This window comes from Geosporobacter subterraneus DSM 17957 (assembly GCF_900142145.1).
GTDB classification, from domain to species: domain Bacteria; phylum Bacillota; class Clostridia; order Peptostreptococcales; family Thermotaleaceae; genus Geosporobacter; species Geosporobacter subterraneus.
This window is the reverse complement of the sequence record NZ_FQZV01000004.1, coordinates 100,384-120,917: the sequence shown is the minus strand read 5'-3', so window position 1 is coordinate 120,917 and position 20,534 is coordinate 100,384. Positions and strand designations below refer to the sequence as shown.

General features: G+C 41.7%; 25 protein-coding genes and 1 riboswitch. Of the genes, 5 read left to right on the top strand and 20 right to left on the bottom strand.

The features are described from left to right. The coding region (locus tag BUB56_RS01570) for a Glu/Leu/Phe/Val family dehydrogenase (RefSeq protein ID WP_110939624.1) at positions 1-931 on the bottom strand (931 nt) is incomplete at its 3' end. Between the two features lie 258 nt (positions 932-1,189). Continuing rightward, positions 1,190-2,002, bottom strand: coding sequence for an Asp23/Gls24 family envelope stress response protein (locus BUB56_RS01565; protein ID WP_110939623.1), 813 nt, complete (start codon positions 2,000-2,002; stop codon positions 1,190-1,192). A 336-nt stretch (positions 2,003-2,338) separates the two neighbouring features. Between BUB56_RS01565 and BUB56_RS01560 the strand changes: the two genes are divergently transcribed. Next, complete coding sequence (locus BUB56_RS01560) at positions 2,339-2,509, top strand: DUF362 domain-containing protein (protein ID WP_069976222.1); 171 nt, start codon at positions 2,339-2,341, stop codon at positions 2,507-2,509. A 36-nt stretch (positions 2,510-2,545) separates the two neighbouring features. Here BUB56_RS01560 and BUB56_RS01555 read toward each other — a convergent pair whose 3' ends face one another. The 5 genes from BUB56_RS01555 to BUB56_RS01535 form a co-directional block, all read right to left on the bottom strand. Next, positions 2,546-3,019, bottom strand: coding sequence for a MarR family transcriptional regulator (locus BUB56_RS01555; protein ID WP_110939622.1), 474 nt, complete (start codon positions 3,017-3,019; stop codon positions 2,546-2,548). Between the two features lie 307 nt (positions 3,020-3,326). Then, positions 3,327-4,559 carry an electron transfer flavoprotein subunit alpha gene (locus BUB56_RS01550; RefSeq protein ID WP_110939621.1) on the bottom strand — a complete coding sequence of 411 codons (1,233 nt, stop codon included), beginning with the start codon at positions 4,557-4,559 and terminating at the stop codon, positions 3,327-3,329. Positions 4,560-4,581: 22 nt separating this feature from the next. Beyond that, complete coding sequence (etfB, locus tag BUB56_RS01545) at positions 4,582-5,370, bottom strand: electron transfer flavoprotein subunit beta (RefSeq protein ID WP_110939620.1); 789 nt, start codon at positions 5,368-5,370, stop codon at positions 4,582-4,584. A gap of 13 nt (positions 5,371-5,383) precedes the next feature. After that, on the bottom strand, positions 5,384-6,523 hold the full coding sequence (locus BUB56_RS01540; protein WP_110939619.1) for an acyl-CoA dehydrogenase: 1,140 nt from the start codon (positions 6,521-6,523) through the stop codon (positions 5,384-5,386). Positions 6,524-6,811: 288 nt separating this feature from the next. After that, a complete protein-coding gene (locus BUB56_RS01535; protein ID WP_110939618.1) occupies positions 6,812-7,453 on the bottom strand; it encodes a redox-sensing transcriptional repressor Rex in 642 nt (213 codons plus the stop codon). A 216-nt stretch (positions 7,454-7,669) separates the two neighbouring features. Here BUB56_RS01535 and BUB56_RS01530 point away from each other — a divergent pair, with 216 nt between their 5' ends. The 3 genes from BUB56_RS01530 to acpP all read left to right on the top strand — a co-directional run bounded on the left by BUB56_RS01530 (position 7,670) and on the right by acpP (position 11,343). Continuing rightward, complete coding sequence (locus tag BUB56_RS01530) at positions 7,670-9,586, top strand: ABC-F family ATP-binding cassette domain-containing protein (protein ID WP_110939617.1); 1,917 nt, start codon at positions 7,670-7,672, stop codon at positions 9,584-9,586. A gap of 47 nt (positions 9,587-9,633) precedes the next feature. Then, positions 9,634-10,911 (top strand): NAD(P)-dependent oxidoreductase, encoded by a 1,278-nt coding sequence (locus BUB56_RS01525; RefSeq protein ID WP_278319437.1) that lies wholly within the window; start codon positions 9,634-9,636, stop codon positions 10,909-10,911. 201 nt (positions 10,912-11,112) lie between these two features. Further along, entirely contained in the window at positions 11,113-11,343 is a 231-nt protein-coding gene (acpP, locus tag BUB56_RS01520; RefSeq protein WP_110939615.1) for an acyl carrier protein, read from the top strand. Positions 11,344-11,609: 266 nt separating this feature from the next. Here acpP and BUB56_RS01515 read toward each other — a convergent pair whose 3' ends face one another. Both BUB56_RS01515 and tsaD read right to left on the bottom strand, forming a co-directional pair. Further along, positions 11,610-11,789 (bottom strand): hypothetical protein, encoded by a 180-nt coding sequence (locus BUB56_RS01515; RefSeq protein WP_110939614.1) that lies wholly within the window; start codon positions 11,787-11,789, stop codon positions 11,610-11,612. A gap of 75 nt (positions 11,790-11,864) precedes the next feature. Continuing rightward, positions 11,865-12,932 (bottom strand): tRNA (adenosine(37)-N6)-threonylcarbamoyltransferase complex transferase subunit TsaD, encoded by a 1,068-nt coding sequence (gene tsaD / locus BUB56_RS01510; RefSeq protein ID WP_110939613.1) that lies wholly within the window; start codon positions 12,930-12,932, stop codon positions 11,865-11,867. A gap of 172 nt (positions 12,933-13,104) precedes the next feature. Here tsaD and BUB56_RS01505 point away from each other — a divergent pair, with 172 nt between their 5' ends. Beyond that, positions 13,105-13,302, top strand: coding sequence for a hypothetical protein (locus BUB56_RS01505; protein ID WP_110939612.1), 198 nt, complete (start codon positions 13,105-13,107; stop codon positions 13,300-13,302). Positions 13,303-13,321: 19 nt separating this feature from the next. Here BUB56_RS01505 and BUB56_RS01500 read toward each other — a convergent pair whose 3' ends face one another. From BUB56_RS01500 to BUB56_RS01455, 11 genes are all read right to left on the bottom strand, one after another. Then, positions 13,322-13,519, bottom strand: coding sequence for a hypothetical protein (locus tag BUB56_RS01500; protein WP_110939611.1), 198 nt, complete (start codon positions 13,517-13,519; stop codon positions 13,322-13,324). Positions 13,520-13,603: 84 nt separating this feature from the next. Further along, the gene (locus tag BUB56_RS01495) at positions 13,604-14,752 is read right to left on the bottom strand and encodes a bactofilin family protein (protein ID WP_110939610.1); all 1,149 of its coding nucleotides are present in this window, start codon (positions 14,750-14,752) and stop codon (positions 13,604-13,606) included. 39 nt (positions 14,753-14,791) lie between these two features. Next, on the bottom strand, positions 14,792-15,754 hold the full coding sequence (locus BUB56_RS01490; protein ID WP_110939609.1) for a bactofilin family protein: 963 nt from the start codon (positions 15,752-15,754) through the stop codon (positions 14,792-14,794). Next, a complete protein-coding gene (locus tag BUB56_RS01485) occupies positions 15,744-16,358 on the bottom strand; it encodes a zf-HC2 domain-containing protein (RefSeq protein WP_110939608.1) in 615 nt (204 codons plus the stop codon). Before BUB56_RS01485 ends, BUB56_RS01490 begins: the two co-directional genes overlap by 11 nt. Further along, a complete protein-coding gene (locus tag BUB56_RS01480; protein WP_190014047.1) occupies positions 16,331-16,909 on the bottom strand; it encodes an RNA polymerase sigma factor in 579 nt (192 codons plus the stop codon). The genes BUB56_RS01485 and BUB56_RS01480 overlap by 28 nt, the downstream gene beginning before the upstream one ends. Before the next feature lie 320 nt (positions 16,910-17,229). Further along, on the bottom strand, positions 17,230-17,655 hold the full coding sequence (rimI, locus tag BUB56_RS01475; RefSeq protein ID WP_242946187.1) for a ribosomal protein S18-alanine N-acetyltransferase: 426 nt from the start codon (positions 17,653-17,655) through the stop codon (positions 17,230-17,232). Positions 17,656-17,659: 4 nt separating this feature from the next. Beyond that, positions 17,660-18,391, bottom strand: coding sequence for a tRNA (adenosine(37)-N6)-threonylcarbamoyltransferase complex dimerization subunit type 1 TsaB (gene tsaB, locus BUB56_RS01470; protein ID WP_110939605.1), 732 nt, complete (start codon positions 18,389-18,391; stop codon positions 17,660-17,662). Then, a complete protein-coding gene (tsaE, locus tag BUB56_RS01465) occupies positions 18,385-18,846 on the bottom strand; it encodes a tRNA (adenosine(37)-N6)-threonylcarbamoyltransferase complex ATPase subunit type 1 TsaE (protein WP_110939604.1) in 462 nt (153 codons plus the stop codon). The genes tsaB and tsaE overlap by 7 nt, the downstream gene beginning before the upstream one ends. 166 nt (positions 18,847-19,012) lie before the next feature. Continuing rightward, complete coding sequence (locus tag BUB56_RS19260; RefSeq protein ID WP_190014044.1) at positions 19,013-19,180, bottom strand: hypothetical protein; 168 nt, start codon at positions 19,178-19,180, stop codon at positions 19,013-19,015. A 108-nt stretch (positions 19,181-19,288) separates the two neighbouring features. Beyond that, positions 19,289-19,468, bottom strand: coding sequence for a Spo0E family sporulation regulatory protein-aspartic acid phosphatase (locus BUB56_RS01460; RefSeq protein WP_110939603.1), 180 nt, complete (start codon positions 19,466-19,468; stop codon positions 19,289-19,291). 175 nt (positions 19,469-19,643) lie between these two features. Beyond that, positions 19,644-20,267 (bottom strand): ECF transporter S component, encoded by a 624-nt coding sequence (locus BUB56_RS01455; protein ID WP_110939602.1) that lies wholly within the window; start codon positions 20,265-20,267, stop codon positions 19,644-19,646. Between the two features lie 126 nt (positions 20,268-20,393). Continuing rightward, positions 20,394-20,517: riboswitch (FMN riboswitch) on the bottom strand. Positions 20,518-20,534: the final 17 nt, after the last annotated feature.

Below are 20,534 nucleotides of genomic sequence, written 5' to 3'. Positions count from 1 at the left end.
CTTTGATGTCTCCTACATTCTTAGATGTAATTTGGTTTTCTAAGGCACATGGGAATAACATATCTACATCCATTGTCAATACTTCGTTTCTGTCGATTTCTTTTGTTGCTCCCGGGAAGCCCTTCACATGTCTGTTTTTCGCTGTATATTCCATTAATGCTTTTACATCTAATCCATTTTCGTTTACGATACATGCACTGGAGTCAGATACTGCGATAACCTTTGCACCCATCTTTGTGATGTATAATGCTGCATAGCTTCCTACATTACCAAAACCTTGGATTGCTACAGTTGCACCATTTAGGTTTAATCCGATTTTCTTTGCTGCGTCTCTTGCCATGATGGCTACGCCGTACCCTGTTGCTTCTGTTCTTGCTAAGGATCCGCCGAAGTCTACCGGCTTTCCTGTGATAACACCAGGCTCATTGTATCCTCTTAATTTGCTAAACTCATCTACCATCCAGGACATGATTTGTCCGTTTGTATTTACGTCTGGTGCCGGAATATCTTTTCTGTCCCCAACGATTGGAGCAATCGCTGTTATGTATCCTCTGGACAGTCTTTCTAATTCTCCTTTAGATAGTGTTGCCGGGTCTACGATGATTCCGCCCTTACCGCCACCGTATGGCAATCCGATTACGTTGCACTTGAATGTCATCCATGTAGACAATGCTTTTACTTCATCTCTGGATACATCATGGTGGAAACGAATACCTCCCTTAGTTGGTCCAGGCGCATCGTTGTGTTGTGCTCTGAAGCCAATGAAGGTTTTGATGCTGCCATCATCCATTCTTACCGGAATGGACACTTCTAAGGTTCTTAATGGGTTCTTTAGAATTTCATATACTGCCGGATCTGCACCCAATTTGTCACATGCTACTTTTACTTGATGCTGGGCAATCTCAAAAGGATTTAATGTTTTTTCAGCCATTTCTTATGACCTCCTCGTTAATATATGTTATTGATGTAAAAAATCATAAAAACCATGCACACTTTATTATCTCAAAAAAATTAATAAATTATGTATGTTAATTGTTAATTTTTTAACTTTACAAAATTTTTTGAAAATAAATTTGCGCGCACTTAATTAGGGAAAACATTTTCCGCTTTGATATTTCAATGTTTTTTGTCTTTTGTCCCACTCCAAAGTCATTATAACATACTCAATTTTTTTTGTAAACACCGTCTATTAAATAATTACCAAACTTTTTATCATGACATTTATTGACAGAATATTCAGCGCTGTCATGTATTCTACTTCTTCCTTTATCTGTTTTTGTACCAACTTTGCTAATTCTCTAACAGGGTTTCCATATACAAAAACAATCTCCAAATGAATAGCAATTCCGTTGGGATAGTTTACCACATCCACCTTAGATATCTTATAGGTTCCTATCACCTTATGGGCTGCATGATATACCAGATCACTGATTACTTTATCAGAGATCGTGTATTTTCCAAGGTAGCTGAAGGTTGGCCTTACTACCGACTTTTCAGAAATATGTACGCTGTTGTCCTTTCTTCTGCGAAGAATTTTAAGAGGATCTATAAAATACCCTGAAAAATCCTCTTTGATTTCAAAGGTAGGTACCGGAATTACGTGCTTTCCCAATTCCTTCCGCTGTTTCTGTGCAATTTTTCGTTCCTCTTCAGTGGAGATCTCCTCAATAAAAACATATTGTTGAATAGGCCCTACCTCTAAATGGGATGCAATTTTTTCTACCATCCGGTCAGAGGTGCCCAATATTAGGAGTCCCTTCGGTTGAACTCTTTCAATAGCTTGCTTTACCGTTTTCCGATGTTCTTCACTGGCAAAAAGGGCCCTCTTGACGGCTCCTACCGCAGTAGCTTCTCTTTTAGCAGACTTGCCTGCTATAATCTTATTTTCATGAATTAATAAGCCATCATCAATGATATAGTCCAGTCCCTTTTCAACGGCCAGCATCATCGCCCGATAGCTTTTTCCTGTACCACTGCTTCCAATTAGCGCATATACCCTCATGGAGGACCTCCTTAAAAATATCCTGCAGATATTTTTGCTGTATGTTGAATGTTCTTATACCTATAACTTTTGACTTTTTTATTTTATCACATTTGAACAATGATCAGAACAGGTAACAATTTATCTTTACAGCTGCTCTGCTGTTTACGCTGTGTTATGCTTTTTACCTTCAACCTACAACCTTTCTCATTCAACAGTATCTCATAATATATACAATGATAATCATTATATATTGGATTTTTTACCCTATAATTTTGTTTGTTTTATTGTCCGGCAAATTTCCTTTTGTTATAATACTATTATCCAAAGAAAAACAATATTGAGGAGGATATACATATGGCATATGTAATTTTAGATTCTTGTATCAGCTGTGGAGCTTGTGAGCCTGAGTGTCCAGTAAACGTAATCAGCGCTGGAGATGACAAATATGTAATCGATCAAAGCGGATGTATTGACTGCGGCGCTTGTGCAAATGTATGCCCAGTTGACGCTCCTGTTCAAGAGTAGTCTTATAAAACCAATAAAAGGTACCCTCTGATACAATCAGGGGGTATTATTCTTTTGTTCCATTTTTCTGCTATAGGCCAAAGAAGTCTGGTTCACTCTACTGAGAAACTTCAGGATGGCTTTTTCCTCATTTAGGCTCATATCATCCAGAATGAGATGCAGCAATTCCTTCTGCTTCTCTAAATGGGTTGCTGTCATTTTTCTGCCCAATTCCGTAAGCCGTACAATATAGGCCCGTTTATCCTTCTTTGATTTTTCTTTTTCCAGATAGCTGTTTAGGACCAATTTTTGAATACAGGATGAGATCAAGCCCCGGTCTATTTCCATTTCTTCTACCAATTCATAGAGCTTTTTGCAACCCTGCTCTTCTATTCTTCTCAGAATGTCCAAATCCAATAGAGATAAGGCTTCTCCCTTTACACCTGCTTTGAAGCCCTTACGATCATAAACCAATACCTTATGAATGAGTTTTTCCATCATTCGGTTGATTTCATTATAGTAATTTCCCATTTCGATCACCTGCCATCTCTGTTCTTGCCATTATAGCATTATTGAGAATAAGTTTCAATCATAAAAATAGCAACGGGCAGACACGCAGGTCTGCCCGTTTTTCGGAACAGCACAGGGGCTGTTCCCTACGATTATATTTCTTTATAGAGGCGTTTATCAATAATCCTGATAAACAGTAGAAATTAATTTTAAAACAAAACAGCTTAATAGCTTTTATCGTGCAACGTGTAACCTGTATGGAAAATTAGAAACACTATTTTCCAAGTTCCCATGCTTGTATAAGATAACCCGACTTCTTTGCAGCTTACTATAACTGGGTCGTTGCCGCTACTTCCTTCATGGCTTTCACAATGTCATCTACTCTATCTAAGGCATCAATTAAGGCTGGAATAACCTCATAAAGATCTCCTACAATACCATAATCTGCAATACTAAAGATCGGTGCATCCGGGTTTTTATTAATGGCAATGATCACATCTGCTCCCTGCATTCCTGCCATATGCTGGATCGCTCCTGAAATACCGCAGGCAACATAAATCCTAGGTTTAACAGTTTTTCCCGTCTGTCCTACCTGATGATCATGGCTGATCCATCCTGCATCAACCGTTGCACGGGATGCCCCAACAACACCGCCTAAACGATCAGCCAACTGCTGGATCAATTGGAAACCTTCAGCCTTCCCTAAACCTCTTCCGCCGGCAACGATTACTTCCGCTTCCTCTAGGGCAACCACAGCTTTATCTGCTTTTACGGTTTTGATGACTTGTGTGCGAATATCTTCTTTGTCCAAATTTACTGCTACATCGATGATCTTGCCGCTTCTTTTGCCATCTGCAACGGCTTTGTCCATTACCCCTGGTCTTACTGTGGCCATCTGCGGTCTATGCTTAGTACAAACGATAGTAGCCATGATATTTCCACCAAAGGCCGGACGGGTCTGCAATAATTTTTTATCCTCCGGGTCGATTTCCAGCTTAGTACAATCAGCAGTAAGTCCTGTATCCACTCTGGCTGCGATCCTAGGTGCTAAGTCTCTTCCGATGTGGGTCGCTCCCAGCAGTACAATCTCAGGCTTTTCTGCCTGGATCATTTCCGATATTACCTTCGTATATCCATCGGTGGTAAAGTTTTTTAGCAGTGAATGCTGAGCCAGATACACCTTATCGGCGCCGTAGGCGATGCATTCCTTCGCCAAATCACTGATGTTCTCTCCTAATACAACTGCACATAGCTCTACGCCAATTTCCTTCGCCAGTCTTTTCCCTTCTCCTAAAAGCTCAATGGCTACAGGCATGATTTTATTTTCTCTTTGTTCTACAAATACCCAAACATTTTTATAGGCAGATAAATCCTTTTCTGATCCTTCTCCCTCTTCCCGAAGGATCGCATCAAACTTACATGCATCTATACAGGCACCGCAAGCCACACATTTATCGTTGATTACCGCTTTTTTCTCGACCATATCGATTGCATCGAAGGGGCAAGCTTTTAGACAAAGCTTACAGCCGATACATTTATCCTCTAATACTATAATAGCCATCTTTTTCCCTCCATTTTCCCGATTATATTACATGTTTTTGTTTTAAACTGCCTACCAACTGTTCGACCATTTCCTTCGTGCTTCCCTTTAACATAATACCCTTACCCTTCGGCTCCGGTGTAAAGGATCGCTTAACCTGAGTAGGGGAAGCATCCAATCCAACCTCCTGCTTCTGTACATCTAAATCGGCTAAAGTCCAAACCTTTACTTCCTTTTCCCGGAAAGCATCGTAAATGCCGCCGACAGACATGTATCGCGGATGATTTAATTCTTTGATCGCTGTTAACAGGACCGGAGCTTTTACCTTGATAAGCTCGTAGCCGTCTTCTAAAGCTCTTTGAACCAATATGTCTTCTCCTTGAATTTCAAACTGCTGTACATAGGTTACCTGAGGGATGCCCAATCTCTCTGCCAGCTGCGGCCCTACCTGAGCAGTATCTCCGTCGATGGCCTGTCGGCCGGCAAAAATAATATCGTAGTGTCCGATTTTTCGCACAGCCGCTGCCAGTGTATTGGAGGTAGCCCAAGTATCTGCACCGGCAAAAGCTCTGTCGCTTAATAAAATAGCCTCGTCTGCACCCATGGCCAGGCACTCCCGCAGCATTTCATCAGCCTGTGGAGGTCCCATAGTCACAACGGTTACATGGACCTCCGGATTTTTATCCTTTAGGGCCAGTGCCTCTTCTAAGGCATTTTTGTCATCGGGATTTAAAATACTGGGTACCCCTTCTCGAATCAGGGTTCCTTTCACTGGATCTATTTTTACTTCATTTGTATCAGGCACTTGCTTTACACAAACGATGATCTTCACGAAAATTCCTCCTTTATTTAATCGTTGCCGCAGAGATAACCATTCTTTGTACCTCTGAGGTTCCTTCATAGATTTCAGTAATCTTAGCATCTCTCATCATTCTCTCAACGGGATAATCCTGAGTATAACCATAGCCTCCGTGAAGCTGTACGGCCTTTGTGGTTACATACATAGCTGTTTCTGAAGCAAAAAGCTTGGCCATAGCCGCTTCTTTTCCGTAGCTGAGTCCCTTGGATTTTCTCCATGCCGCGTTGTACACCAGCCAACGGGCCGCATTCACTCTGGTTTCCATATCTGCAATCTCAAACTGCAGGGCCTGAAACTTACCGATTGGTCTTCCAAACTGTTCTCTCTGCTGAATGTATTTAATGGTTTCATCCAAGGCTCCCTGTGCAATTCCTAGTGCTTGGGCAGCAATACCAATTCTGCCTCCGTCTAATGTACCCATGGCAATCCCAAAGCCTTTTCCAGCTTGGCCCAATAGGTTTTCTTTCGGGATTCTGCAATTTTCAAAAATCAATTCTGTAGTAGCGGAGCCTCGAATCCCCATCTTTTTCTCTTTTTTTCCAATACTGAATCCTGGAGTTCCTTTTTCTACGATAAAAGCTGAAATTCCCTTTACCCCTTTGCTTTTGTCCGTCATGGCAAAGATTACATAAGTATCTGCTTCACCGCCATTGGTGATAAAGATCTTCGTACCATTGAGCACCCATTCTTCTCCCTCGGCAACAGCAGTTGTTTGCTGTCCAGCAGCATCTGTACCTGCATTAGGCTCCGTTAATCCAAAGGCACCAATCTTTTCTCCCTTTGCTAAAGGAATCAGAAATTTTTGTTTTTGCTCCTCTGTACCGTATTTCAGGATCGGCCAACATGCCAATGAGGTATGGGCAGAACAGATTACTCCTGTTGTACCGCAGGCTCTGGAAAGTTCCTCCACAGTAATTGCATAGGCTACCTCATCAGCCTCAGCACCTCCATAAACCTTGGGAACGATCATACCCATCATTCCGTATCGGCCCATCTTTTCTACATTTTCCTTTGGAAATCTTTCTGTCTCGTCAATCTCTGCCGCAATACCCGCTACCTCTCTAAGGGTAAATTCACGAACCATCTTGCGAACCATCTCTTGTTCTTTACTCAGTGTAAAATTCAACGCAATTCCCTCCTCTATATTTATCAATTGATATTTTATTCACATCGCGCCTCATATCATATTGCATATTCTATGCCAGTTTTTTATCTTTGTTAAATTTTTTTCACACTTGTTTTGGCTGGGTTTATGGAACCCAGTAAAAAAGCGGCTGTACAGAATCAGAAAGACCATAAGTATCTTCTTCCTCATTCAGTACAACCGCTTATAAAATTATCTGTTTGTTAATTGCCTGTCAAACATGTGCATTTTTCCGTACACTGTGTGCTTTTCCGTACACTTTCTGGTTTTTTATAGTTCGTCTCGATGATTTAGCAGGTAGGATAGTGTAAACAGACTCTCACTTAAGTGCACATTCTCCAAAATGATATGGTCTGGTACATTTAAATCCACAGGGGCAAAATTCCATATTCCTTGGATATTGCATTTTACCAAACGGTCTGCAACACTTTGGGCCTGCTCCTTTGGTGTACATATGATGCCGATTGCAATGTCATTCCTTCGGATGTATTCTTCCATGTGATCTGCATCCATGATTTGAATATCCCTGATCTTCAATCCGATGAGCTTAGGATTAATGTCAAACATACATTTTGGTAAAAACCCTGCTTTTTCAAAATTGGTATAGTTGGCAATTGCCTGACCTAGATTGCCCGCCCCCACAATAATGGTGTTATACTGTTTATCTAACCCTAATATTTTCTCAATTTCTTCATAGAGCGCTTCTACATTGTATCCATAACCTTGTTGGCCAAAACCTCCAAAATTGTTTAGGTCTTGTCGGATCTGAGACGCAGTTAATCCCATAATATTGCTTAGCTCTTTTGAAGAAATTCGCTTAATATCCTTTTCCAATAAATCTCTTAAGTATCGGTGATATTTGGGCAGCCGTCTGATAACAGCCATAGAAATCTTCATATTATCCTTATCCATTGCTCTCTTCTCCTATTGCCTTTATTATTGTTTTCCACATATTATCGGTTTCCACAAGATTATATCACTTTGATATAAAAGTGTCAATCTAGCGGCTTATAAGGTATTTTTATACCTATTATCTTCCATTATATTATGGCATAAATCCAGTCCATTTTCATCCTTAATTTTTTCTGTTAAAATAAAAGAGCGCAGTCATCATATAAGGAGGTTCCTATGATTGTTTTGTCCTGTAACAACTTAACCAAATCCTTTGGTATCGATACCGTTCTTGAAAATATATCCTTTTCTATTAATGCCGGTGAAAAGATCGGCTTAATCGGTGTCAACGGTGCCGGCAAGACCACTTTGTTTCGTATTCTTACGGGACAGTACGGCTATGACCAGGGGGAGTTTTTCATATCCAAATCCCTCACGATAGGTCATCTGGAGCAAAGTGCCCCATTAAATCCTGAATATACGATTTTTCAGGAAACTCTTGAAGTGTTTCGCAGCCTGATAGAGATGGAGGCAGAACTTAGGCAGCTGGAGCATCAGATTGCACAGCAAGGTCAGCTTTCTAATAGTAACAGTTTAAACCAATTAATGAATCATTATGCCCGCCTGTCGGAAGAATTCCAACAAAAAAACGGCTACGGTTACCCTAGTGAGATACGAGGAGTTCTTAAAGGACTGGGCTTTACCGAGGAGGAATTCGAACAGCCTATTTTCCAGCTAAGCGGCGGACAAAAAACCCGGGTAAATCTTGCCAAGCTGCTTTTGACTAAGCCGAATCTCCTTTTACTGGACGAGCCCACAAACCACTTGGATATTGAAGCAGTAGAATGGCTGGAGGGCTACCTGCGCACCTATGCAGGAACTGTTCTTTTAATCTCCCATGACCGATACTTTATCGATGAAGTCGTCAATAAAATCTATGAGTTGGAAAACAGATCCCTCACTATCTATCATGGCAACTACTCCTATTATAGTGAAAAGAAGCTCCAGGTTTATGAGCAGCAGCTTAAGGAATATACTGAACAACAGAAGGAAATTGAAAAACAGGAAGAAATCATCCGCAGATTCAAACAGCATGGCACGGAGAAATTGGCAAAACGGGCCCAAAGCCGGGAAAAAAGACTGGCCCATATAGAAAGAATAGAGAAACCCCTGCTGTTGTATAAAAAAGCAAAAATCCGTTTCGAAACAAGGATTAGCAGCGGTGAAGATGTCCTTCAGGTCAGCAATCTATCCAAAAGCTTTGGGGATGCACTCCTTTTTCAAAATGTTTCCTTCGAAATCTATAAAGGAGAGCGGGTAGGTCTCATCGGCCCCAACGGCATCGGCAAGTCTACCCTTTTTAAGATTCTCTTGAACCGGCTGCCCTATGATACGGGTCTCATTCGTATAGGCCACAATGTGATTTTAGGCTATTATGATCAAGAACAGTCGGATCTAGATCAAAAATCAACGGTAATCGATGAAATATGGAAAGAAAATATACACTTTACTCAAACTGAGGTTCGAACCCTGTTAGGCTCCTTTCTCTTCAGCGGGGATGATGTACAAAAGGATATTTCCGCTTTGAGCGGCGGAGAAAAAAGCAGGGTAGCCCTGTTAAAGCTGATGCTTTCAAAGGCAAATTTTCTGCTGATGGACGAGCCCACCAACCACTTGGATATTTCCTCGAAGGAAGTATTAGAAGAGGCATTGCTTCATTATAACGGCACGCTGTTTTTGATCTCCCATGACCGGTATTTCCTAAACCGGGTCACCACTAAAATTCTCGAATTATCCCACAATGGCGTCCAGCAGTATCTTGGCAATTATAAGTACTATCAGGAAAAGAAAAAGGAACTGATGGAGCCTCAAGAGCCGGAGATCACCGTGCAAAAAACTAAGACCCAGATTAAGGATGAACGTAGGAAGGAAAAAGAAAAGCAGCAGGAAGAACGCAGAGTAAAAAAAGCAAGGGAAAGCATCGAAGAGCAGATTTCTCTGCTGGAAGAACGCATCACCGATCTGGAACAGCAGATGTGTCAGGAAGAGGTTTATGCCAATCCCCAATTAAGCAGGCAAATCCACGAAGAATCCAGTGCCTTAAGGCAGCAGCTGGAGGATTTATATGCCCAATGGGAAGAATACTTAAATTAGAAACCTATGTATAATTCTTGAAAATCTCTACAGAATACTATACAATTGTGTTTAATAAAAATGAAGCAGAAAAGGAGGAGACCTTTATGTCCCATGACATCATTAAGGAGGCCAAGCGCTGCTATCAATGCAAGTCTCCCAAATGTCGCAATGCCTGCCCCATCGCTACGGATATTCCCGGCTTTATTCACGATTTTTTGGAGGGGAATATTGAGGATGCAGGTAAAAAGATATTTGAAAATAATCCTCTTTCTATCATCTGCTCCATGGTCTGCCCCCATGAAAATCAGTGTGAAGGCAGCTGCATCCGCGGCATCAAGGAGGACCCTGTTCGCATTAGCTCCATTGAGAACTATATCTCAAGCTATTTTCTCAACAGAACCTCCCCGGAAAGCCCAAAGCTCAACAAAGGCCGCATTGCTGTCATCGGCTCGGGCCCTGCAGGATTAACAGCCGCTTTTTATTTGGTTTCCAAGGGGTATAGAATCACTCTTTTTGAGGCGCAGGATCGAATTGGCGGTTTTTTGCGCTATGGCATTCCTGAATTCAGACTCTCTAAATCCATCTTAGATCAAATCGCCGCCCGTCTTACAGCTCTGGGGGTAAAAATTCGGCCCAATACGCTGATTGGCCCGGTCATTACCATTGATACCCTCTTCGATGACGGCTACGATGCAGTATTTATTGCCACTGGTGTATGGCGTCCTAATGTTCTTCGCATTAAGGGCGAGAGCTTAGGCCACGTGCACTATGCCATTGACTACCTCCGCAGTCCCCAGGCATATCAGCTGGGGAATCGGGTCTGTGTCATCGGCGGAGGCAATTCCGCCATGGACGTGGCTCGAACAGCCCTCCGAAACGGTGCACGGGATGTGCAGATTCTTTATCGCAGAGACCGGGAAAGCATGCCTGCAAGAGATACGGAAGTAGAATTGGCGCGGATTGACGGAGTAAAGTTCCAATTTTTTACTTCCCCTGTGGAAATCCTTGATGATGGCATCCGTTGTGTAAAAAATCATCTGGTCAATGGAAATCTTGAAGTAATCCCGGACTCAGAATTTATGCTCCCTGCGGATGCAGTAATCATTGCTGCCAGCCAAGGACCCCGTAAAAACATTGTATCCACCACAGAGGGAATCGAGATCAATGACCGAGGCCTGCTGATCACCGACAGGGGTGGAATGACCACACGGGAAGGAGTCTTTGCTTCAGGAGATGTAGTAACCGGCGCCAAAAATGTGGTAGAGGCCGTAAAAATGGCTCGAGATGTTGCAGAGAGTATATCAGAATACGTCGAAAAAAAAAGAGCGAAAATAGATGAATAGAAGATTACTTATGTGTTAAACTTAAGAAAGGTATTAGTGGACAGCCTATCTTCAAATTCAAGCTTCTATTCCTTAAGAAATCTGGAGGAAAATTTTTTCCCCGAGTTTTCAGTATAGTATTTTTAAATGAACTGTGGTAAAATAAACACGTTAGTGGCCACTGAGTGGTTATGATGATATTATAAGGGAGGTATATACATAATGGTATTTGAAAAAATAAAGCAGATTATTATCGATCAATTGGGCTTGGATGATGATGCAGAAATCACAATGGACACTTCTCTCATGAGAGACTTGGAAGCAGATTCACTGGACGCTGTAGAAATCATTATGGGAATTGAAGATGAATTTGATGTGGAAATTCCCGATGAAGACGCAGAAGCCTTTAAGAACATCGGAGATATCGTAAGATATGTAGAGGACAAAATGTAGTTTGGTATTCCAAACTACATTTTTTATTTTTTACATTTTGGTGTTATATTTTACATAACATGGGCATATATATCATATAAGTGGAAATCTGCATATCTTTATCCACATTTTTTCCACAGAATCCACATGTTTATCCACAGTAGAATCTACTTATACACTCCATTCGAAACATTTTCCACATTATCCACAATTTTATCCACACTTATTTCTGAATAACTTTATTTAAAAAAGAAACCTCCTATGATTAACATAAGAGGTTTTTCAGATTATGCGATATTCATTCTGTTCTTCAGGCCTTCCAATTCTGAATACATTTTGCAGATGATTTCATCATTTTGCTTGTTCTTCTTCAATAGCAACTCTACCAATTCGTATAAGTCCTTTACTCTAGCTTCCAGTTCTTCCCTGCTAATGTTTTCATCCACTTCCTTCAACCAATGCAGCATATGTATACCTCCTAATGATATCCTCTAGACCCATTATATCATGGAGGCTTTTTTTCTTCCTAGCTGTAATCTCTGTTATTCTTGGGAAAACCTTACATATTTCTCCCCCAGCTTCAGGTTAGGAACAGCATTCAGATATAAATCTGCCCTATGACCTCCTAAGCTGTCATAATAAGCTGCACATCCAATCATGGCTGCATTGTCGGTACAGAGAGTCAGCGAGGGATATTTTACCCTCAGTCCCTGCTTCTTCCCTTCCTCCGTCAATAGCTTTCTTAATCCGCTATTGGCTGCTACCCCGCCTGCCAGAACAATGGTATCGGTTTTTTTCTGTTTTGCCCCTTCAATAGTCTTATGAACAAGGACCTCCGTAACTGCCTGTTGAAATCCCGCTGCCACGTTTTCAAGGGAAATCTTATTTCCTTTTTGCCTTTCGCCGTTTAGATAATTGAGAACCGCAGACTTGATCCCGCTGAAACTAAAATCAAAGCTGTCTGCCTCTAAATACACACGGGGAAACTTTATTGCCTCCGGATCTCCCTTTTGAGCCAGTCCATCAATCAAAGGCCCACCGGGATATCCCAGGCCCATGGCTCTTGCTACCTTATCAAAGGCCTCTCCCACTGCATCATCCCTGGTTTTTCCCAGCACTTCATAGATTCCATAATCCTTAACATGTACCAAATGGGAGTGTCCTCCGGATACGATCAGGCATAGGAAAGGCGGTGTCAGGGTTTTGTCTTCGATGTAATTGGCGCAAATGTGACCCTCGATATGATTTACACCGATGAGGGGAACCTTTAACGCATAGGCCAAGGCCTTTGCCGCAGAAACACCTACCAGCAGCGCCCCTACCAATCCCGGCCCATAGGTTACGCCAATCTGGTCAATTTCCTTTAGTTTTATACCGGCTACATCCAAGGATTCCTGAATCACCAAATTCACATTTTCCACATGCTTTCGGGAAGCTACCTCAGGCACCACACCACCAAATTTTTTGTGCAGATCAATTTGAGAGGAAATAACATTGGATAAAACCTCTCTACCATTTCTAACCACTGCAGCAGAGGTTTCATCACAGCTTGTTTCTATGGCAAGGGTTAGAATATCCGATCCATTTTTTTCTTTTAAAACTTTTGTCATGGGTTCACCTACTTTTGTTTATATCTCAGTATATTATAACCAAAGGAAGGGCAAATAGCAAAATTTTCTATATACCATCCTCTATCTGGCTTTTTTCATGATATTTGTTTCTGCGTGGAATACTATAGTTATCCGTGGTACGGAAATCCGATTGTATGGGGGGATCAAGCCGATGATCGAACATCCTAAGGATAACAATCAAAAGAAAGAAAAAGAACCTGATGTTGAAGGCTTCATGCAGCGACTAAGCAATCAAAATGTTCTTTCTGATGCCCTGCTGGTAGAAGTAGATCAAACAGACTTTACCAATGTATTGATCGCAGAACAGTCTATACAGGATGAAAAAGATGACACAGAGGATCAAACATAAAAAGCAGCTTGGCTGCTTTTTATGTTTGATCCATATTCACTAGAATTTCATCAATAAGATCCAATTCGCATCTATGATCTTCTGTAAAATGTCCGCAATGCTCACAGGTCACCTGAGATGGAAATGTTGCACTCTGAAGACCGCCCCGATAAACATTTCGAAACTTGCTGCATTGAGATGCGATGGCGTGAAGCTGATCTCTGCTGGCACTAGACATCCTATCCCTCCTTTTTTATTATTAGTATCCGTAAACTTCATTGAACTATACAAAAGCCAAGGAAAATTCTTTCCTCGGCTTTCTCTATATCTCTTCTATATTTTTATCTTTTTTCAAAGCACTTTGAATATTTATCAGGTAGGTCCCTATTCCAAAGAGCAGTACAACAAAGGATGTAAATCTTCCTATATATGGAATGTAGGAAACCAATAACAGCATGACTAATCCTAACAGCATGGGCAGTATGGGCTTTTCTTCATTCTTCAAAATCTTGCTGCCAATCCATAATCCTACAGGAAGCCTAGCCAAATATAACAATATTCCATAAAGCATCAGAGAAATAATCCCCAGTGGAATGCCAATCACTGTAAACATAATGAGTATAGAAGCGATAGGAATCACAATCAACGCCACCAGGCCAATGCCTGCACTATGCCACGGCTTTTCCTCCATGGTGACTGCGCTTTTCTTCATGAATTTATCAAAAAGTAAAATTGATAAAAATCCAATAAGCAGATAGGCCAGCATGCTGATCCCTTTACCTACAAGACGGAGATATTTCCACCCCTTTTGAAGATTTTCTACGCTTTGACTTCTATTGGTTCTGGGATTCGGCAGACGATGCTCTACACTGCCTGCCACAGCACCCTCGGGTATGTTCATTTTCTGCTCACTGGTATAGATCAAATTCCCCTGTATTTTTCCTTTGGGTCCAAAGGTCAATGTTTCAACAGATGCCGCTACATCTCCTTTAACCTCACCGTTGATCTCTAATCGACGGGATGCAGATCTTACATCTCCGCCTACGATGCCATTCAAGATAACACTGGATGCAAAGGCATTGATATTACCGTCTACTGCTGCACCTTCTACCAATAGCAAGGTCTCCGTCAAGGCGGTTATATTTTTTCCGATTTCTCCGGAAATCTCCGTTCTGCTGGATGCAATTCTAAGATTTCCATTGGTTTTTCCGCCGATTTTGCTATAGGAAGCTGCCAGAAGAATGTCTCCTGTTACTTCACCGCTATTTTCAAACGCACTACTGGCAGCATAAATATCTCCATTAATTTTACCGTTATTTATGATGGTTTCCCCGGCGCCAAAATAGTCTCCTTGTATTACTTGTTCTTGCCCAATAATAATATTATTCGGGTTATCTTGGGCTGCCGCTGCAGGGAAGCTGCTCATTGTCAGCAACAACACGCCGAGGAGCATCCCTATTATTTTTTTCATTTATCCAACCTCCATCCTCCTTAAATTCAGCGTAAGAGCCTATTCTTTAGGTTCTCCCATAATCTCTTCTTCATCCTGTCTCTTTGTGATAAATCCTATGGGAGCTTGCACATGAGGGCCTCCGTTGCCTCCTTTGGTATCGATGACTGCTCCAATTCCTACTGCTTTAGCCAGAAAGGTTACGCTTTTCCCTACCAATGTTATCTCTACTAAAGCATACACCAGGGTTCCTATAAAGAGCTCCATCATCTGTGACCAAGGCTTTTCTCTCCCTGAGCCGATTCTTTTGCCAATGGCCAGTTTGACAGCTGTATTACCGGTAAAGGACAAGAGTGCCATGGCAGGAACCAAAAGGAGCATGAATGGAATTCCGATGATGACCATCACCAGCACTGCCGATAGGATATAAAATCCCAGGATAATCAAAATACCAATCAAAAACTTTTTTCCCATATTGTCCAAGGCAGCTGATGCCATGTTTTCAAATCTTTCCGGAAATACTAAGACTGCGATAATTGAAATCAGATAATCAATGATAATTTTTACTAAGGTAATCAGCATAATGATTACCAATATGATGCCTGCGTTTGGGAGTCCGTTGAGTCCAAAACCAGCCAGGCTTACCTTTTGTCCCGTAACAATGGCCCCAGGCTCCTCAATCGTTCTTCCTCCCAGAATTTGAACTGTATCGCCATTCACTGCTGCCTTTGAGGCCAAATGCAGGTCGCCGAAAATTGCTACTACGTTGCCTTTCGTGGGACCATCGATTTTTACATCTCCGAATATGGCCACCACATCTCCAGTGACAGCTCCCTTCATCTGTATATCGCCAAAAATAGCCACTACACTGCCGTATACAGTCATTCCGCTGGGTACTTCAATATCCTGAAAGAACCCTAACAAATCCGACATATGATTGGTTCCTGCAGCCCACACGCTAGTTCCAAGGAGTAACATGATGCAGACTGCCGTTAGCAATATCCTTCCCCATTTATTTCTCATATATTTTGCCTCCTCTATATCCTGCTTCATAGGTCAGGCGCATCAGCCAATGTTGTATCCCTACAAAAATACTGCACAGGGTCCCTACGATGATAAGATATACATTCATTCTTGTATTGATTAAAACAGTTCCTATGGTGTTTAGGCAGCGTATAACGAAGATCAGTAACCTGACCATATTTTTACTGGCTAAAGCCGCTAGGTTCTGGAAAACACCCTGAAGATCCATTATTCTAAAGACAAAGCTCATGAGATGGTGGATTTCCCCAAAGTCTACTGTTGCATATCGGAGATACAGCATACCGCACACCAACACTGCAGCCATAGCAATCATAACCGCCCCATAGGGGAAAAAACTGTTTTTCTGGGTGGAGGGTCTGTAGTAGTCTATGGGGATGCTCGCCATGACCATGCTTTCAAAATCCTCCGGGGCCTCTAATTCTTCCATCTCCTCAACAGAGCAGATCGCTTCCTTCATCCATTGGAAGTCCAATCTGCAACTACTGCAGCCTTTCATATGCAGGGTCATTTCCTTCTCTTCTAAATCACCGATTGCATGATCAAAGTATTTCATCATCAAATTTGCAGCTCTTTGGCAGTCCATTTTGATTCCTCCTCCTTGATTTCCTTCAACCGGTCTTTAAGCATATGCCGAGCGCGGTGGAGTCTGTTTTTTACCTTTGACATAGGCAATTGAAGCATGTCACAAATCTGCTGATAAGAAAAACCTTCCTTATGATAGAGAAGAATTAAAGCCTTATATTCCTGGGATAATTCTCCGATAGCTCTTTCAATTTCATCTTTATTGGATTGATGGAAGTACATGGTTTCCGCGCTGGCAGTGTCATAGGGCATATGAATCTGTTCATCCAGGGGCATCAGCTTGGCTTTCCTTTTCCGGTGTTCGTCAATACATAGATTGGTGGCAATCTTGAAAAGCCAGGTAGAAAATTTGTATTCTCTGCTGTATTTTCCCAAGGCGTGATAAGATTTTATAAAGGTTTCCTGCGCCATATCCTTAGCATCTTCTCCATTTCCCAGCATGCGAAAGCACAGGGAATATACCCCGTTCTTATACCTGCCCATGAGTTCCTCAAAAAGCTCGCCCTCACCCTGCAGGATTCTTTCTATCAATTCCTGATCCGTCAGTGTCAACCATACCACCTCTTTTATCTCTCCATACATATTTACGGAAGAAAAATGATTTTGTTTGAGTCCCTAATAAAATTTATTTATATTTTTAAATAGGAAAACATGGGTTTTTTGATTAGCCCATGTTTTTGTTCGCTTTGCTGGAGGGCACAGAGACCCTTCACGATACAACGGTTTCACTGCTTTTTTTCAAACAAGGCTTCATAGGACACTCCCATTACATCCTGTTTACTCTCTGTGAGAATATCTACATTGGCAATCAAGACTGGTTTTCATGGGGCATGAATGAAAAAAACAGGTTTCCCTGTTTTTCTACTGGCGATTCAACTTCCCTGCTTCCACATAATCACTGCATCTTCATCATTATCCTGGTAATACTTCGGCCTTATCCCACAGGCTTTGAAACCATATTTACTATAAAGGTTCTGGGCAACGGTATTGGATAAGCGCACCTCCAGGGTCATATTATAAATGCCTTCCTTTTCCGCTGCAGCGATCATGGCTTGAACCACCTTGTCTCCATAACCCCTTCCGCGAAAGGCCGGGCGTACGGCTATATTGGTCACATGGGCTTCATCTAAAATCATCCACATGCCTCCATAGCCCAATATAAAGCCGTCCTGTTCTACAACAATATATCTGGCAAATTTATTTTGTTCAACTTCCATTGTGAAAGCTTCCTTTGTCCAAGGTACAGAAAAACACTGTTCTTCGATTTCCAGAACCTGCGAAATATCATCTTTAGTCATAGATCTAACCCTGGGTTCCCCCATCTTGATCACACCTTTTCATTTTTTCATCATATTGACGTTCTGCTTCAGACTTTCGCAGATACTCCGGTGTCAGCCCATAGAAATTGTCTAGTTGACCGGCTCTGGCCTTTTGGAGTGCAAGGGCTGCAACGGAGGACGCCCGCTGCATCGCTACAGTCTGTGGCGCCAACAAAACTCTATTCCCCAGCTGATCCTTTAAAAAGCTCTCGTTGGCTTTTACGCCATCTCCTAAAAATACGATTTTTTCCGGTCGATTCTTTAGCTGCTCTGTCAGCTCTTCAATAGACAGGGCCATGGGCTCCAAAACTCTATTCAAAACACCATCATCCCATTTATAGACCGCTGTATAGACTTGACTTCTCCTGGCATCTAAAATAGGACAGATCAGTCCCTCACAATAAGGCATATTGAAGGCAAGACCATCCAAAGTAGATATGCCTGCTACAGGCCGGTCTAATCCATGGGCTAAAGCCTTGGCTGTGGCAACGCCTATGCGCAGCCCTGTAAAGGATCCGGGCCCCTCTGCGACGGCAATTACATCTATTTCTTCCAGCTTGCGCTCACAGTCTGAAAGCAGCGCATCGATCATGGGCATCAGTTTTTGAGAATGGGTCTTCTCGTGGTTGATAATATACTCTCCAATTAGTTTATCTTCTTCCATCAAGGCCACAGAAGCCACAATAGAAGATGTATCTAAAGCCAAAATCAGCATAAATGATTCAACTCCTCCACTATCCCATGAAATCTTGCAGTAGTTCCCTCTAGCCTTATTTCCCGGTGATCCTCTTCTGTTCTCTGGATATAAATCCACAAATGCTCCTTTGGGATCACCTCCCGAATCTGAGAAGCCCACTCTATGATACAGACCCCTTGTCCATAGAAATATTCCTCATAGCCCAAATCTTCCAGTTCCTCTATATTACCAATACGATAGACATCAAAGTGGTATACGGGCACTCTGCCCCTATATTCATGGATCAAAGCAAAGGTGGGACTGGTTACATCCTCCTTCACGCCCAATCCCCGGGCAATGGCCTGGGTCAAGGTGGTTTTCCCGGCACCCAGATCTCCCGTCAGACAGACGACATCTCCCTCTTGCAGCATAGTGCCGAGCTTGTACCCTATTTGATCTGTCTCCTGTGGATCATGACTGGTTAGTTTTATCACACTTACACCTCGATTCAAATTCTGGATATAGGTTATTTTCTCCAATATTTCATATTTATTATATATTGTCTTAATATAGGGTGCAAGGGCAGGGATTGGGCAAAAAAAAGACCTTCATTCAAACATTGGGAAGAAGGCCTTATGTCTTGTGTTTATGTATTTAATTTTATTCTTCATACAGATTACCTACCAACAAAAATACTTCTGAGACTAAGGCAACAAAGAATATGAAAAATGCAAATCCCCCAAAGAAATGCCGGTAAAAGAGAGCTGATAACCCACCAAATGTAAGGGTCAAGCCCGTCATAATATTAAACAATTTGCTGGTATCCATCATTTTCCCTCCCTCATTATACTTATTTCAACATATACCCTAAAGCTTTCCGTCCTATTCAGTGGAATTGAGAATTTTAAAAGCAAACTGCTCCTCAGCAGCTATTTCTTACTTTTCCTTTTCCTTCCTTTCCCTATAAAACAAGGTGATCAGTTCGTCCAGTTGTTGGCTGATCAAGAGGATTTCATCATGATTGATGCTGTCATGTCTGCTAATCATGTCTTCTAATTTCTTTCTGTTCTCATCAATCTTAGAGTCTAAATTTAGGTAGTTTTTTTCTTGAACCATAATTCCCCCTCCTTTTAAATATATATACCTATTATTCTCTTTCTTAAACGATAATCCTTATTTTTTCCTACTGCCCAGGAAAATATAGGAACCCATACCTATGATCCATTTCCTAGACAAATATAAAATCCCCTTAGAAGAATGTGCCTGCTCTAAGGGGATCATTTCACTGTTTTTATTTTAGAATCGGGGAAAGCTTCTTATACAGCATGCTGGTGATCACAGCCACTACAATGCCTTTAAGGATATTAAAAGGTATGATTGCATAAAAAATCAAAGTTTTCATATCTACAATAGCCCCATTGGCAGCAGCACTCCATGCGATAATCTGCTCCATAGGCATAATTTTGGCATAGAAGGGCAAAAGAATATAATAGTTTGCCAGCCCCCCGGTAATGCCCATCACCATCGTTCCGATGATGACGCCGATTACGGCTGCTTTTTTGCTTTGGTATTGTCTGTATGCAATAGCTGCTGGTACAATCAATGCAATCCCTACAAGGAAATTGGCCAACTCCCCGACGCCTCCCGTAGTGGTTTTAGTGATGAAATGCAGGATATTTTTTATTAATTCAATCATGATTCCTGCTGCAGGTCCCATAGCAAAGGCTCCAACCAACGCTGGAATATCGCTTAGGTCAATTTTTAAAAAACCTGGGAAAAACATTACCGGCATCTCCAAAAACATAATCAGATATGCGATTACTGAAAGAATAGAAATTTTGGTTAATGCTTTTGTGGATCCCAGCTGTCTTCCTTCAAAAATACCGTTTCCTAATGCAATTGTTTTGTTTGACATGACACTTCCTCCTCCTTATCGTTTTTTGGGGTAATCCTCATGATTTATGGAACTGTCATATTCTTCAACTAAAAAAGCCTGAAGAAAAATGATCTTCAGGCATAGACGACTAAATAAACGAAAACAGTCCATCTTCTCTCATCCAGACTATACTGTCGGTACTGGAATCTCACCAGTTCAACAGCTGTATCCACAGCCGCTCGCGGACTATACCGCCGGTAGGGAATTGCACCCTGCCCCGAAGACTACCTCTATTGAATTGTTGGC